The sequence below is a fragment of the Paenibacillus sp. FSL H8-0283 genome (genome assembly GCF_045040675.1).
Taxonomy (GTDB): domain Bacteria; phylum Bacillota; class Bacilli; order Paenibacillales; family Paenibacillaceae; genus Paenibacillus; species Paenibacillus amylolyticus.
In genome coordinates this window covers 3,980,631-3,995,921 of the sequence record NZ_CP150295.1, presented here as the reverse complement: position 1 = coordinate 3,995,921, position 15,291 = coordinate 3,980,631, and the positions used below count along the sequence as shown (strand labels likewise).

The window sequence follows — 15,291 nt, the reverse complement described above, 5'->3', positions numbered from 1 at the left end:
AGCAAGCAGGATATCCTGCTTCTTTTTCAGGTTACAATTGTAAGCGGTATCATTAAAATGAAAAAAAATAGCGGCATTTCAGCCGCCTGTTAAAGTGGTCCATTTATCTTTCCTGGAGGAAATAAAGTAATGCTTCGGGCAATTCCTTCTGCCAAAAACCCCATTGGTGTTTTCCGTCTTTCTCCTGGTAGGAGACGAGGGCACCACGTTTTTCCAGCAATTCTCGAGTATCCCGGTTTAATTGAACAAAATCATACGTACCCGTGTCTGCCTCGAAATCAGTCTCCTGCAAACCAACAATCATCCAGATCGAGAGCCAAGACAGATCTTCAGCTGCGGCATAGATTTCCTGTGAAGCAGAGTAGAAGGCGCCAGACATGCTGATCACACGTGTGAACAGATCCGGATATAACAGAGCAAGATGAAGCGAAACACTGCCACCGAGCGAGTCTCCGGCAAGAATGCGTTCCTGCGGAGATGGACGCACAGGATATTTCTCTTCTATATAGGGAATAATCTCTTCAGCGAAGCAAGCGGTATATGCCTTGAACCGATCTCCAAATGGGGCATATTCCTGCGTTCTCACAGACACATCGACCTGAACCCCTACAATAATGAAAGGTTCGGCTCCTTCGTCCAGAATAATTTGGTTAGCTGTTGTAGCAATTCGTCCGAAATTAAAAAATTCTTCGCCATCCTGACAATAAACGACAGGGTAGCTAAGCAATTCGTTATAGCCCGGAGGAAGGTAAATACGGAGCGTTCGCTTCTCTCCGAGATAGCGACTTTCAATCTCTTCCTTCACAATCGTGCGTTTCAAATAGCGGGAATCCGTCATAAAACGTCACCTTTCTCGGTTAATTTTTTGCATTCGACCGCGCAATACGGTAAGATTACCCTTGTGCGGGGTTAGGTCAAACACGCAATCATGTATTATGCTGTTATACCAATATTAAGCCCCTGTTATACATACAATCCGGCGGGAAACATAAAAAAATTACGGATTTCTTTGACGTATGGAGTGAAACAGGTGTATAATAATATTATAACAGCGGAACTTGATATTCAAATTTTTTGTTGAGGTGAAGAAAAAAATGAGCAAGGTTCCTTATGAAGTGTATACAGAGGATGTAGAAGCTCTGTCCGTGCTGTCTCCTGACGGCGAAATTGTTAACAAAGACATGATGCCTACACTTTCCGATGATCAATTAAAAGAAATTATGTACCGCATGGTATTTACCCGTACTTGGGATGACCGTGCAGTAAACCTGGGCCGTCAAGGTCGTCTTGGTTTCTATGCTCCAGTATCTGGTCAAGAAGCGACAATGGTTGGTAGTGAATTTGCAATTGAAAAAGAAGACTTTGTATGTCCTGGCTATCGTGACATTCCGCAACTCGTATGGCACGGACTTCCTCTTTATCAAGCATTCTTGTACTCCCGTGGACACCAACATGGTGGACAAATTCCAGATGGCGTTAATGTATTGATGCCACAAATCATCATTGGTGCACAAATTCTGCATGCAATGGGTATCGCTATGGGTTACAAATTGAAGAAACAAAAACAAGTTGTTATCACGTATACAGGTGATGGCGGTTCTTCTGAAGGTGACTTCTATGAAGGTCTGAACTACGCTGGTGTATACAAACTGCCTGTTATCTTCTTTGTACAAAACAATGGTTATGCCATCACTACTCCTTTTGCTAAACAAACTGCAGCTCTTTCCATCGCTCACAAAGCGGTAGCAGCAGGTATCAAAGGTGTTAAAGTTGACGGTATGGACATCTTCGCTGTTATCAAAGCTGTTCAGGAAGCTGCTGAGCGTGGACGTAACGGAGAAGGCGCAACATTGATCGAAGCAGTAACTTACCGTTTCCGTCCTCACTCCCTTTCGGATGATGCTTCCAAGTATCGTACAAAAGAAGAAGAGGCAGAATGGTCTGCTAAAGATCCTATCGCACGTTTCACTAAATATCTGGAGAAAAAAGGTCTTTGGACTGAAGAAGATACAGCACGTGTGAAAGAAGAAGCAAAAGCTAAAGTAAATGAAGAGATCAAAAAAGCGGAAAAAACCGAGAAAATGACGATTTCAGGCTTGATCGACAGCATGTTCGAACAAACGCCTAAGCACTTGGAAGAGCAAAAAGCTGATTTCCAATAAGTTTTTTCCGATAAAGCATAAACATCCGCGACTTTAATGTCCCGGTATACATGTACGAATTCAAATGTGAACTGTCAATGTTTAAGGAGGAAATGAAGCAAATGGCACAAATGAACATGAAAGAAGCAATCCGTGATGCGCTTCGCGTGGAGTTGAAACGTGATCCTAACGTTCTGCTTTTCGGTGAAGACGTAGGTAATGTAGGCGGCGTTTTCCGTGTAACGGAAGGTCTGCAAAAAGAGTTTGGCGAAGAGCGTGTATTTGATACACCACTGGCTGAGTCCGCTATTGGTGGTCTGGCTGTAGGTCTGGGTGTACAAGGCTTCCGTCCGGTTGCTGAGATCCAATTCGTTGGTTTTATCTTCGAAGCCCTTGACCAAATGGTAGTGCAAGCTGCTCGTATGCGTTTCCGCTCCGGTGGAAAATACAATTCTCCAATCGTATTCCGTACACCATTCGGTGGCGGCGTAAAAGCGGCAGAATTGCATACAGATTCCCTGGAAGGTCTGCTCACGCAAACACCAGGTATCAAAGTCGTAATTCCTTCTAACCCTTACGATGCAAAAGGTCTGATGATCGCTTCTATTCGCGATAACGATCCTGTATTCTTCATGGAGCACTTGAACTTGTACCATGCTTTCCGTGCAGAAGTGCCTGAAGAAGATTACGTTGTTGAATTGGGCAAAGCGAACGTTGTTCGTGAAGGTTCTGATGTAACGATCATTACTTACGGTATGATGGTTCACACTTCTGTGAAAGCAGCAGATGAACTCGAAAAACAAGGAATCAAAGTTGAAGTTATCGACCTTCGTACGGTTAGCCCGATCGACATCGATACTATCGTTGCTTCCGTTAAGAAAACAAACCGTGCAATTGTTGTACAGGAAGCTCAAAAGAGCGCAGGTGTTGCAGCTGAAGTCATTGCCCAAATCAATGAAAAAGCAATCCTGCACTTGGAAGCTCCGGTTCTGCGTGTAGCTGGTCCGGACACTGTATATCCATTTGCACAAATCGAAGATACATGGCTGCCTAACCCGGCGCGTATCATTGCTGCGGTTAACAAAGTCGTAAATTTCTAATTTAATCATCTGACATGCCGCAAGGCGCAGTATGGTGATTCACACCGCAGCGCAAGCTGCACTGTAAACAGCCATTAGCCCCTTGAGTAACAGTTATTTGCATTAGCAGTAACAGTTGTTTCTTGGAGTTAAGGGTTGTTTTCAGGATTGAGCACATAATCAAGGAGGTTTTTCAGTTGGCTAAATTTGAATATAAATTCCCTGAATTGGGCGAAGGCCTGCACGAAGGCGAAATCATCAAGATGCACATCAAAGTCGGTGACAAAGTAACTGACGACGACATCATCATGGAAGTACAGAACGACAAAGCGGTTGTAGAAGTACCTTGTCCGGTTAACGGAACAGTTACAGAAGTATTCGCTAAAGACGGTCAAGTCTGCCACGTTGGTGAAGTTGTAGCGATCATCGATGCAGAAGGCGAACTTCCTGAGCAAGACGACGCTCCTGCTGGCGATCAAGGTGAGCAAGAGAAAGACGCAGCTCAAGGCGGAGCTGACACAAGCGGTTCTTCTGCAGCAGCTTCCAGCTCGGATGCAGCTAAAGAAGGCGGCAACAACAGCGTTCCGGCAGTACCTGCCAAAGACGTTCTGGCAACACCAAGCGTGCGTAAATTTGCTCGCGAACAAGGTGTAGACATCGCTCAGGTTAACGGCACTGGCAACAACGGTAAAGTAACCAAAGAAGATGTTGAATCCTTCAAAAACGGTGGCGGTTCTTCCGCAGCGGTATCTTCCGAAGCTCCGGCTCAAGAAGAGAAAAAATCCGCAGCACCAGCAGCTGTAGCTGATCAACACGTTGAAGAAGAGCGCGTACCATTCAAAGGTATCCGTAAAGCGATCTCTAATGCAATGGTTAAATCGGCTTACACAGCACCTCACGTTACAATCATGGACGAAGTGGACGTAACTGAATTGGTTGCTTTCCGTACTCGCATGAAACCAATTGCAGAGAAAAAAGGAACAAAAGTTACTTATCTGCCATTCATCGTTAAAGCACTGGTTGCGGCTTCCCGCCAATTCCCGGCTCTGAACGCTATGATTGATGAAGAAGCTAACGAAATTGTTTACAAAAAATACTACAACATCGGTATCGCTACAGATACAGACAACGGCTTGATCGTTCCTGTTATCAAAGATGCTGATCGTAAATCCATCTGGATGATTGCTGATTCTATCCGTGATCTGGCTGCTCGTGGTCGTGAGGGCAAATTGAGCGCGAATGAAATGAGAGGAAGCACAATCTCCATCAGTAACATCGGTTCTGCTGGCGGTATGTTCTTCACTCCAATCATCAACTTCCCTGAAGTTGCTATTCTTGGAACAGGACGCATCAGCGAAAAAGCAGTGATCAAAAACGGCGAAGTAGTTGCAGCACCTGTAATGGCTCTTTCCCTGAGCTTTGACCACCGTATCATCGATGGCGCAACAGCACAAAACTTTATGAATTACATTAAACAGCTGCTCGCTAACCCTGAGCTGCTTGTTATGGAGGTGTAAGATATGGTAGTAGGCGACGCTTCTCTCAATATCGACACATTAGTAATTGGTGCGGGTCCTGGCGGCTATGTAGCTGCCATCCGCGCTGCTCAACTGGGCCAAAGCGTATTGATCGTAGACAAATCCGAACTGGGCGGTGTTTGTTTGAACCGTGGATGTATTCCATCCAAAGCCCTGATCTCTGCTGCACACCAATATGAGTCTGCACTTCACGGTGAAGCTTTTGGTATCTCTGCTGAGAACGTAAAAGTGGACTTCAGCAAAACTCAAGAGTTCAAAAACGGCGTTGTTAAGAAAATGACTGGCGGCGTAGCTGGTTTGCTCAAAGGCAACAAAGTTGAAGTTTTCAACGGTGAGTGCATGTTCATCAACGAAAACGAAGCTCGTGTATTCAATGACCACGAGTCTCCACGTTACAAATTTAAAAATGCAATTATTGCAACAGGTTCCCGTCCAATCGAACTGAAACCTTTCCCGTTTGGCGGACGCATTCTGTCTTCGACAGAAGCTCTGAATTTGCCTGAAGTACCAAAAAGCATGATCGTTATCGGTGGCGGATATATTGGTGCTGAGCTTGGTCAAATGTACTCCAAATTCGGTGCGAAAGTAACAATCATCGAAGGTTTGGATACAGTACTGCCAGGTTTCGATAAAGACATGACTAGCCTCGTGGCTAAAAACATGAAGAAAACAGGCATCGAAATCGTAACGGGTGCAAAAGCTGAAAGTGCTGAGCAAACGGATAAAGATGTAACTGTTAAGTACTCTGTAAATGGTGAGTCCAAAGAAGTAACTGCAGATTACCTGCTGGTAACTGTTGGACGTCGTCCAAACACAGATGGAGAACTGGGTCTTGACATGATTGGTGTTGACGTTGACGAGCGTGGATTTGTCAAAGTTGACCACCAAGGTCGTACCAGCATTCCTCACATCTTCGCAATCGGTGATATCGTATCTGGCTTGGCTCTGGCACACAAAGCTTCTTATGAAGGTAAAGTGGCTGCTGAAGCAATCGCAGGACAACCATCTGTAGTTGACTACAAATGTATGCCAGCTGTTGTGTTCACAGATCCAGAGTGTTCCAGCGTAGGTTACACTGAGAAAGAAGCTAAAGAAAAAGGTTACAAAGTAAAAGCAGGCAAGTTCCCTTATGCGGGTAACGGCCGTGCTGTATCTTTGAACCACGCTGAAGGCTTCGTGAAAATCGTAGCTGACGAAGAAAGCGGCCTTGTATTGGGTTGCCAAATCGTAGGTCTGGAAGCTTCCAACCTGATTGCTGAGCTTGGTTTGGCAATTGAGATGGGCGCTACTTTGGAAGATCTGGCTCTCACAATTCACGCTCACCCAACTTTGGGCGAAATCGTGATGGAAGCTGCGGAATTGGTTATGGGTCACCCGATCCACATCATCTCCCGTTAAGATCAACTAAGCTTCGGATCCGTCCGGCATTATACGTATATCAGAAGAGACGAATGACGTTAACGCGTTATTCGTCTCTTTTTTCTGAGCAAGAGTCGAGAAATATAAGATACTCGTGTATGTGATATGATGAAAATTTACACGCTCATAAGTTTCAGTGAATTGATTTTATCCAACAACTCAATTGTGGTACACTGTAGTAATGATCAGTCATGATGTGGCTCCAAGCCAATCGCGGTCTATATATTTAGTTAAACTAACCTTTTACACGAGAACGTAGAGGAAAGAAAAAACCTGAAGAAGCGGAGCTAAAAGCTTTCTGAAGGAAAGCTGCATCAGAAGCATACGCTTCGCCTTTATCCCCGGATTTTACCTTTGGAAAAGGAGATTAAAAAAATCTGGGGATAACAGCGATCGGAAGGTTGTTCTGTCATCGGAGTGGTAAGTGTAAATATTCTTTAGTGAGGGGATTTCAACATGAAAAACTATCTCGATTTATTGCAGGATATTCTGAACAACGGCGTGCATAAAGGAGACCGTACAGGAACAGGAACACAATCTGTATTTGGCAGACAACTCCGTTATGATCTCTCCGAAGGATTTCCGCTGGTAACAACCAAACGAATTCATCTCAAATCGGTTATTCATGAACTGTTATGGTTTTTGAGTGGCGATACCAATATATCTTATTTGAAAGAAAACGGTGTGAAGATCTGGGACGATTGGGCGGACGAAAATGGGGATCTCGGTCCGGTATACGGCTCGCAGTGGCGCACATGGGAAGCACCAAACGGAGAAAAAATTGATCAGATCTCTGCAGTCATTGATTCGATCAAAAATAATCCGGATTCACGTCGTCACCTTGTCAGCGCATGGAATGTGGCTGAGATCAATAATATGAAGCTTCCACCTTGTCATTTTGCGTTTCAGTTTTACGTTGCAGAGGGTAAATTATCATGTATGCTTACGATGCGTTCCGTGGATACGTTCCTCGGATTGCCGTTTAACATCGCGAGTTATGCGCTCTTGACTCATATGATCGCTCAGCAATGTGATCTTGAGGTGGGTGATTTCATCTGGTCTGGAGGGGATGTCCACATCTACTCTAACCATGTTGATCAGGTTAAAACGCAGCTGGAGCGTGAACCTTATGCTTTACCTAAGCTGGTAATCAAGCGTAAGCCGGATTCTATTTTTGATTATAAGTTTGAAGATTTTGAGTTTGAGAACTATCAGCATCATCCGGGCATTAAAGCTCCAATTGCAGTCTAATTATGTGTTCAATCTCGACAAGAGACTTGGATTGAAGGAGTGTATTACCCTTGAGTATTGAATTGGTGTGGGCAATGGGGGAGAACGGTGTGATCGGATTAAACAATTCGATTCCATGGCGTTTACCCAAGGATATGGCCTTTTTCAAACAACGTACGCTGAACAAAACCATTATCATGGGACGTAATACGTGGGAATCTTTTGGCGGTAAGCCGCTTCCTCAGCGTCGTAATATCGTAGTGACAAGAGATCTGAACTACAAGGTGGAACAGGCTGAAATCGTACATACGATCGAAGAGGGGCTGAGTGTAACCAAAGGTGAGGAACTGTGCGTAATTGGGGGTTCCCAAGTGTATCGTGAGTTCCTGCCACTTGCAGATCGTCTTGTGGTGACCAAAATTCATGAGAATTTTGAGGGAGATACGTTTTTCCCTGAAGTGGATTGGTCCGAATGGGAACAGATTGAACAGATTGAAGGCGAACAGGATGAAAAAAATGTTCATGCGTATACATTTGAATTTTACGAACGTAAACGGTAAATGTGGCATAAGAAATTCCTGACTTCGGTCGTATTTGTATGATGAGAGGCGCTGATTGCGAAATATTCGTGAACAGCGTCTTTTCTTTATAAAAAAAATGAGTCACTTGTTTAAACTGGAATACATATAACATTAATATAACATAAGTAATTGGTATTTATTTATATTATACATACGGTCAAGCATTAAACAGTAAAAAAGTGTAAAAGTTTTGAGGTTTTAACGTTGTGAAGCCCTAAAACAGGCCTAATATTCGGAATTTAGAACGATTTATAGCAAAATATGTTGAATTTGATGACAAATTATCTGACATTCACTTAACGTTTCGACCTTTTGTTTCTTTAACACACACCAGATTTCGCAGTTCAAAACCACATTCAACACCAAAATAAGGGTATTGACCATGGGTAGACTTGAAAGATATGATGTATAAAATACAAATAATTATGCGGATAATCCATTTAATATTCAGCACAGTAAATGCTACTATAATTGAAATATCTTCGAGAAGATTTTGTGATACAATAGACAAAAACTCAAGTAATGAGTAATCCATTTCATATAGAACCATGCAATGAAGGGATTAAGACAAGAACGGATGGGGGAAAACGTAAGATGTCTACACCTACTGGATTTATGGAATACAAACGTCAACTGCCAACAGATCGTGAGCCAGCGGAGCGGATTAAGGATTGGGAAGAGTTTCATAAACACATGGCTGAAGAAGAGCTCAGAACACAAGGTGCACGATGCATGGATTGTGGTACCCCGTATTGCCATACAGGTATAGATATGATTGGTGGCACGTCAGGTTGCCCCGTGCATAACCTGATTCCAGAATGGAATAATCTTGTATATCGCGGACTGTGGAGAGAAGCACTTGAGCGCCTTCACAAAACGAATAATTTCCCAGAGTTTACAGGTCGCGTCTGTCCAGCTCCTTGCGAAGGATCATGTACAGTTGGCTTAATTGGTCAGCCTGTAACCATCAAAACGATTGAAGAAGCAATTATTGAAAAAGGTTTCGAAGAAGGATGGGTCGTTCCCCAACCTCCTGAAAAACGTACGGGTAAACGTGTAGCTGTGGTAGGTTCAGGTCCAGCGGGATTAGCTACTGCGGCTCAGTTGAATAAAGCAGGACACTCGGTAACCGTATATGAGCGTTCGGACCGTGTCGGCGGATTGCTGATGTACGGTATCCCAACGATGAAATTGGATAAAAACGTAGTTCAACGTCGTGTTGATCTGCTCGAAGCAGAAGGCATTCAATTCATTACGAACACCGAGATTGGTAAAGATATTGCAGCACAACAACTGGTGGATGAATATGACGCTGTTGTATTGTGCGGTGGTGCAACGAAGCCGCGTGAATTCAATATTGAAGGCAGCGACTTAAAAGGCGTTCATTACGCAATGGATTTCCTGAATGGCAGTATTAAGAGTTATCTGGACTCCAATCTGGAAGATGGTCAATATCTGTCCGCTAAAGATAAAGATATTATCGTCATTGGTGGCGGTGATACAGGATCTGACTGTGTGGCTACATCGCTGCGCCATGGTTGTCGTACGATCACTCAATTCGGTACGCATACACAAGCGCCTATGGAGCGTGATCGCATTAATAATCCTTGGCCACAATTCCCGAACGTATACACACTTGATTATGCGCAAGAGGAAGCCAAAGCGTTGTTTGGTCAAGATCCGCGTGAGTTCTCCATCATGACAACGAAATTTGTCGGAGATGATGAGGGGAACCTCAAAGAATTGCATACAGTACAGATCGAGCGTATTGTGGATGAGACTGGTCGCAAGATTTATCAGCCGATTCCAGGTACAGAGCGTGTATTCCCGGCTCAGATGGCCATGATTGCCATTGGTTTTGATGGACCGGAACAAACGTTGGTAGAGCAACTGGGACTTGCAACAGATCGTCGCACAAACGTTAAGGCACGTTACGGCAAATACAACACCAATGTGGATAAAGTATTTGCAGCAGGTGACATGCGTCGTGGTCAAAGCTTGGTTGTATGGGCGATTAATGAAGGCCGTGAGGCTGCTCGTGAAGTGGACAAATACTTGATGGGTGCTTCGGTTCTGGTGTAAAGTATAGAATAAGATATCAATGACAACCTTCGCGATCAGCGAGGGTTGTTTGCTGTTATTTTAACCAATTTGACTACATATTTCATGTAAGTGTGAGCAATATCATTGCTTTTTAAGTGATAAAGATTTATTATTATATTATAATGATTATAAATAAGGATTAACTGAAACCATGAATCTGTACGATAAAAGTAAATTTCAATGAATATAAATCGGAGGTGCGACCTGCTATGGCAAGTAACCGGGACAAGTGCATTTCAGAACAGATCTTTCACATTAAAAATCAATTGGTTGAAAAAGGATATAAGTTAACACAACAACGGGAAGTTACTGTACGTGTATTGCTTGAACATGAAAAGGATCATTTTAGCGCAGAGGAAGTATTTCTGCTGGTTAAGGAGCAGTTCCCTGAGATTGGATTGGCTACCGTATACCGCACTCTCGAACTGCTGAGTGACCTTCAGGTCGTTGAAAAGATTAACTTTGGTGACGGCGCTGCGCGCTTTGATCTGCGAAGTACAGACGGTTCCCATCACCACCATCATTTGATCTGTACAGAATGTGGTAAAGTGGAAGAGATTATGGAAGATGGTCTGCTTCGTTTGGAACAACAAATCGAGCGTCAGTATGGCTTTGCTGTTACGGATCATCGTCTGGATTTCCAAGGAGTATGCAAAGAGTGCAGACAAAAGCATGTATTAAAGGAACAGGCAGCAGGATAATTCATTTCGGGAAGGTGCTCCCGAATCCAAAATCTGATATAATGAGTTTCAGAAGCAAGGGGCTTCCGTCGGCGGAATGCCCCTTTTTGCCGTCATGCGGACGGTGAAGGAGGAGAGATGGACGGATGAAGACACTGGTTATAGCGGAAAAACCCGACATGGGTCGAACCATTGCCGCCGTCATAGAACCAAAGGCCAAGAACAATCGCACGTATCTGGAGGGTGAACATTACATCATCACTTGGGCGATAGGGCATTTGCTTGGACTGGCTGAACCGGATGCCTATGATACAAAGTACAAACGCTGGAATATAGCGGACCTCCCGATCATACCCGATCAGTTCAAGATTGTACCCAATCCGAGGACTAAAGATCAGCTTAAAATGATTGGAGAACTGGCAAAACGGGCTTCAGCGATCGTTAATGCTTGCGATGCAGGGAGAGAAGGTCAGTACATTTTCGCCCTCATACAACAGCAATTGAAGCTGCGTCAGCCTGTAAAGCGTTTATGGATATCGGATTTGACGGCAGAGAGCATTAGACGTGGTTTTGATGGTCTGAAGGATGCCTCTGAATTTGAAAATCTGACCCATGCTGCTCGCGCCAGAAGTGAAGCCGATTGGCTGATCGGGATGAATGCCTCACGGGCGTTTACAACCCGCCATAATGCATTGTTGTCTGTAGGCCGTGTGCAGACGCCGGTACTCGCGCTAATCTACGATCGTGAAATCGAGATTGAAGCGTTCCAGTCACAGACCTTTTATGAAGTAGCCGCCTGGTTTCGGCAGGAAGGTGTTGAGTACCGGGGACTGCGTCAGGGAGATAAGTTGACCGATGCGGAGGCAGCAGAGGCCATTGCAGCCAGTGTGAAGGGCAAGACAGGGCAGATTACCAAATACGAAGCGAAGCAGACGAAGGAGTATCCGTATCGTTTGTATGACCTGACCCTTTTACAGCGTGAAGCCAATGCCAAGTTTGGATATGGTGCCAAAAAAACGCTGGATATCGCACAGGCCTTGTATGAAAAACACAAGGTGATTTCGTATCCGCGGACAAACTCCAACTATGTTACAGAACAGAATATTGAAGGTATGCACAAAACACTAAACCTGCTTAAAAATGGTACCTATAGTGAGCTTGCGCAGGGGGCCAAGCCGGAGCTTGTTCATAAGAATAATAAAGGGGTATGTAATCCGAGCAGGGTTGAGGATCACCATGCGATCCTACCTACTTTGAAGCGACCAGGTACCTTATCCAAGGATGAGCAGAACATCTATGATTTGATTGTCAGACGATTCTTGTCTCACTTTTATCCTCCGGCAGAGTATAAGCAACATACCGTGCTCACCGAAGTGGAGAAACATCAGTTTAAGACATCTGTCAAAGAGCTGTTGTCCCTCGGATGGAAAGTGGTTCTCGGTTCTGGAGATCAGGAACAGGGCGGTGCAGGCAAGAAGAAGACCAAGAAAAACGGCAATGAGGAAGAGGAAGCTGAAGAGTGGACGGACAAGGCTTTTAGTGTGCAACCTGAATTGCCTGTTCAATGCACGAAGAGTGAGTTCAAGGAGAAGGCGACCCAGCCTCCCAAGAGTTATACCGAGGGAACATTGCTGAAAGCGATGGAGAGTGCAGGCAAGCAGATCGAGAATGAAGAGCTGCGAGACGCGATGAAAGATAGTGGCCTGGGTACTCCGGCTACACGTGCGGCTACAATTGAACGCCTCAAAAACGTAGGTTACATTACGCTGCAAGGGAAGAAAATGCAGTTAACGCTCAAAGGCAGAACAGCTATTGAGTTGATTCGTCGCGCGGGTGTAGATCTGTTAACTTCACCTGAGATGACCGGGCAATGGGAAAGAAGATTATATCAGATTTCCAAAGGTGAGGCGGGTCAGGACAAGTTCATGGAGAACGTCAAGAAATTCACCTTGTCCATCATTGAGAAAGTGCGTGTACAAGCTCCTGCTCCAGCAGATGCTTTTGGAGAAGATTCACGGGCAGGCAGGGGGAAAGGCAAGGGAGCCAGAACCCAGGCAGGCAATACAAGGACATCAGCCAAGACGGCTAGTGGCGGTTCAACTGTAAAAACGTCCCGTCAGACTTCGGCATCTTCATCGAGAGCCGGCAGTGGGAAAAATGCGACCACCAAGGCGCCGTCCTCAAGTGCGAGCCCATCGGGAGTGAGAGAGTTACTGGCACCTTGCCCCTCTCCTGGCTGCACGGGTCAGATTATAGAGGGCAAGAAGGGTTATGGATGCTCACGTTTCAAGGAAGGCTGTTCATTTGTGGTCTGGAAAGAGTATGCAGGCAAAAAAATTACCAGTACGATGTTAAAATCGCTGATTGAGAAGGGGAGTACACAAGTACTGTCGTTTAAACGAAAAGACGGGAGTACGGTGAAAGCACGTATTATTTTGCAGGACGTAGTAACAGGCAAATTATCTGGTGAGAAGCAGGATGCTTGATCTTAGTTAACAGTTAACATACAGCAAAAGGACCCTTATCCAAGGGTCCTTTTCTGTTGCTGCTGTTGTATATTTTCGTGTATGACTTTTGGTACCTCTTCCAGTGCAGTGATGGTATACATCGACGTTTCCGGATTAGGCTGAAGTTCTACGATGTTGTATTGCCATTCATTCGGTTGTTTGATATAAATGCTGTGAATTCCGGCTTTTACCGCAGGCATAATATCTGTGCGTAGTGAGTTGCCAATCATCCATGTTGCACGACGATCAAACGGACCATTAGACAGAATGCCTTCCAGTGCCTCGACGTTTTTGTGTTGTCGGATATAGATCCGATCATCAAAATAAGCCGAGAGTTTCATCTGATCAATCTTGCGCTGCTGAATCACGGTTTCGCCGCCGGTATATAAGTAGAGGGAGTGTCCAGCACCCTTGAGGTTCTCAAGCGTTTCAACCATATGAGGGTAGGGTTCAACCTCCTGATCGTACACACTCATACCCAACTTGCTCAGATAAGATTCTTCTCTGGGAGAGGTTAATCTGGCGAACTTACCGGAGAAATAACGATAGGTATCAATCAGGGATTGCGGGAAATGATGACTCGCAAAACCAAGCTTGTTCACTCCGGTTACATCGATCTCCAGCTGTTTTTCCCGAATCTCTTGTGTTGTCAGAGAATGTCCATCAAACCACTCTTGCATATTCTCAAAGAATTCTCCCAAAATCAGGTTGAAGTACTTGTTGCAATATACGAGTGTATCATCAAGGTCAAACAAAATATGTTGTTTCATTATTTTCATGATCTAACTCACTCCTTGTAGCCAGTAAATCCACAATGGTTCAACTAAATTAAATGCGAATATAGGATTCCAGGAACATATTCAATTCAGATACGCCATCCGGCCGAATACTGTATTTCTCTTTACGGTTACTTCCGAGCAGATGGGTCCGTAGCAGACCTGCGATGCGTAGCGCCATCACCTGGTCTTTGACCGTGTCTTCGTCTTTACCTAATTCTTCACACATCTCAGCGAGGGATTTGGGTTCATCCGATACGTAACGAAGCAGGCGAAGTCTTTCGGGATCAGCCAGCGCATGGGTAAAACGTAAAAGACATGTTGGTGGCTGGTCTTCGTTCTCTTCAGGTGCATCTACGGGATACTGCATGATCATCATACCCTCATAGAAGCAGTACATATTAATAGGACGATTGTGCACCGTTGGGAAGAGGATGACTTCGTTCAGTCCAGGCATCGGTTCAACAAGAACACCGGCTGTAGCATATTCAATAAGAAGTTCAGGTCCCATTTTATCAAGCAAAATGCGTTTTTCTTCGGCATCTTCTTCCAGCCACACACGCTGATCTTCGCTCATATTCTGACAGTAGTGTTCATCCCATAGTCGCAATAATGGGACATAACTGTTCCGAATGCGCGTAGATTCTTCTATTGTAAGAGCAGGCAGAAGAGGAGACACACGTGCAAACAGGTCTTCCGCTGTCATTCCGGCAAGCATGTCCAGGAAATCACGATTCTCCGATGTATCATTTTGATAGGCTGCCCATGCAAACAAAACATCAAAATCATCAAAAGGCCAAGTGGCAGCAGGTGCGAGCGCAGCTCGTACATTGGAACTTAGTTTGCCTTCCACTTCCAGAATCCATTCAGGACCAATATCCAGATGCTGAATCCATTTTTTCGTGACATAAACCAGAAAGCTGTTGAGCATTTCATATATCGGTGAAACATCAATTTTCACATGATAAGCCATATTGTTGCAGAATCCTCCCGTCACATCTAAATGTACGCAGCGACTTAAGTACGATTAGTGCGTGTTCAAAAAATCTGGTTTTCAGTACCAAGAAGATGGAAATGGAGTAGCGGAGCGTAGGAAAACTACGTGAGCAACGGACATTTCGGCTGAAATTCATCTTCGAAGCTGATGATGCCACTAGGCATGATTCGTAATCAAAAGTGAACTTTTTGAACAACCTCTATTATGGCTTGTTTTGCAGGGCGTTGTCCACTATAATGT

At 44.6% G+C, this 15,291-nt stretch carries 12 protein-coding genes; 9 read left to right on the top strand and 3 right to left on the bottom strand.

Going from position 1 to position 15,291, the window contains the following annotated elements; all coding sequences use genetic code 11:
• Positions 1–103: 103 nt before the first annotated feature.
• Positions 104–838, bottom strand: coding sequence for an esterase family protein (locus tag MHI52_RS17835; RefSeq protein WP_074095466.1), 735 nt, complete (start codon positions 836–838; stop codon positions 104–106).
• 256 nt (positions 839–1,094) lie between these two features.
• Here MHI52_RS17835 and pdhA point away from each other — a divergent pair, with 256 nt between their 5' ends.
• From pdhA to MHI52_RS17790, 9 genes are all read left to right on the top strand, one after another.
• Positions 1,095–2,162 carry a pyruvate dehydrogenase (acetyl-transferring) E1 component subunit alpha gene (pdhA, locus tag MHI52_RS17830; protein ID WP_405157373.1) on the top strand — a complete coding sequence of 356 codons (1,068 nt, stop codon included), beginning with the start codon at positions 1,095–1,097 and terminating at the stop codon, positions 2,160–2,162.
• A gap of 101 nt (positions 2,163–2,263) precedes the next feature.
• On the top strand, positions 2,264–3,241 hold the full coding sequence (locus tag MHI52_RS17825; protein WP_036613653.1) for an alpha-ketoacid dehydrogenase subunit beta: 978 nt from the start codon (positions 2,264–2,266) through the stop codon (positions 3,239–3,241).
• A gap of 176 nt (positions 3,242–3,417) precedes the next feature.
• Positions 3,418–4,737, top strand: a complete 1,320-nt coding sequence (locus MHI52_RS17820; RefSeq protein WP_340982293.1) for a dihydrolipoamide acetyltransferase family protein — start codon at positions 3,418–3,420, stop codon at positions 4,735–4,737.
• A gap of 3 nt (positions 4,738–4,740) precedes the next feature.
• Entirely contained in the window at positions 4,741–6,156 is a 1,416-nt protein-coding gene (gene lpdA / locus MHI52_RS17815; protein WP_036613658.1) for a dihydrolipoyl dehydrogenase, read from the top strand.
• Between the two features lie 477 nt (positions 6,157–6,633).
• The gene (thyA, locus tag MHI52_RS17810; RefSeq protein ID WP_076328531.1) at positions 6,634–7,428 is read left to right on the top strand and encodes a thymidylate synthase; all 795 of its coding nucleotides are present in this window, start codon (positions 6,634–6,636) and stop codon (positions 7,426–7,428) included.
• Between the two features lie 50 nt (positions 7,429–7,478).
• The gene (locus MHI52_RS17805) at positions 7,479–7,967 is read left to right on the top strand and encodes a dihydrofolate reductase (RefSeq protein ID WP_282321106.1); all 489 of its coding nucleotides are present in this window, start codon (positions 7,479–7,481) and stop codon (positions 7,965–7,967) included.
• A gap of 615 nt (positions 7,968–8,582) precedes the next feature.
• The gene (locus MHI52_RS17800) at positions 8,583–10,070 is read left to right on the top strand and encodes a glutamate synthase subunit beta (protein WP_036673826.1); all 1,488 of its coding nucleotides are present in this window, start codon (positions 8,583–8,585) and stop codon (positions 10,068–10,070) included.
• A gap of 230 nt (positions 10,071–10,300) precedes the next feature.
• Positions 10,301–10,792, top strand: coding sequence for a Fur family transcriptional regulator (locus MHI52_RS17795; protein WP_405157372.1), 492 nt, complete (start codon positions 10,301–10,303; stop codon positions 10,790–10,792).
• Between the two features lie 125 nt (positions 10,793–10,917).
• Positions 10,918–13,257: a type IA DNA topoisomerase gene (locus MHI52_RS17790; protein ID WP_127547702.1), complete on the top strand. Its 2,340-nt coding sequence runs from the start codon at positions 10,918–10,920 to the stop codon at positions 13,255–13,257.
• A gap of 35 nt (positions 13,258–13,292) precedes the next feature.
• Here the strand turns inward: MHI52_RS17790 and MHI52_RS17785 are convergent, their stop codons facing one another.
• Together MHI52_RS17785 and MHI52_RS17780 are read right to left on the bottom strand one after the other, a co-directional pair.
• Positions 13,293–14,057, bottom strand: a complete 765-nt coding sequence (locus MHI52_RS17785) for an HAD family hydrolase (RefSeq protein ID WP_036613669.1) — start codon at positions 14,055–14,057, stop codon at positions 13,293–13,295.
• A 49-nt stretch (positions 14,058–14,106) separates the two neighbouring features.
• Positions 14,107–15,027, bottom strand: coding sequence for an ArsR/SmtB family transcription factor (locus MHI52_RS17780; RefSeq protein ID WP_405157371.1), 921 nt, complete (start codon positions 15,025–15,027; stop codon positions 14,107–14,109).
• Positions 15,028–15,291 lie beyond the last annotated feature (264 nt).

Bases quoted from the DNA above. Each gene is read 5' to 3' on its own strand.
- MHI52_RS17835 (WP_074095466.1), bottom strand. From the start codon at position 838: ATGACGGATTCCCGCTATTTGAAACGCACGATTGTGAAGGAAGAGATT.
- pdhA (WP_405157373.1), top strand. From the start codon at position 1,095: ATGAGCAAGGTTCCTTATGAAGTGTATACAGAGGATGTAGAAGCTCTG.
- MHI52_RS17825 (WP_036613653.1), top strand. From the start codon at position 2,264: ATGGCACAAATGAACATGAAAGAAGCAATCCGTGATGCGCTTCGCGTG.
- lpdA (WP_036613658.1), top strand. From the start codon at position 4,741: ATGGTAGTAGGCGACGCTTCTCTCAATATCGACACATTAGTAATTGGT.
- thyA (WP_076328531.1), top strand. From the start codon at position 6,634: ATGAAAAACTATCTCGATTTATTGCAGGATATTCTGAACAACGGCGTG.
- MHI52_RS17800 (WP_036673826.1), top strand. From the start codon at position 8,583: ATGTCTACACCTACTGGATTTATGGAATACAAACGTCAACTGCCAACA.
- MHI52_RS17795 (WP_405157372.1), top strand. From the start codon at position 10,301: ATGGCAAGTAACCGGGACAAGTGCATTTCAGAACAGATCTTTCACATT.
- MHI52_RS17790 (WP_127547702.1), top strand. From the start codon at position 10,918: ATGAAGACACTGGTTATAGCGGAAAAACCCGACATGGGTCGAACCATT.
- MHI52_RS17785 (WP_036613669.1), bottom strand. From the start codon at position 14,057: ATGAAAATAATGAAACAACATATTTTGTTTGACCTTGATGATACACTC.
- MHI52_RS17780 (WP_405157371.1), bottom strand. From the start codon at position 15,027: ATGGCTTATCATGTGAAAATTGATGTTTCACCGATATATGAAATGCTC.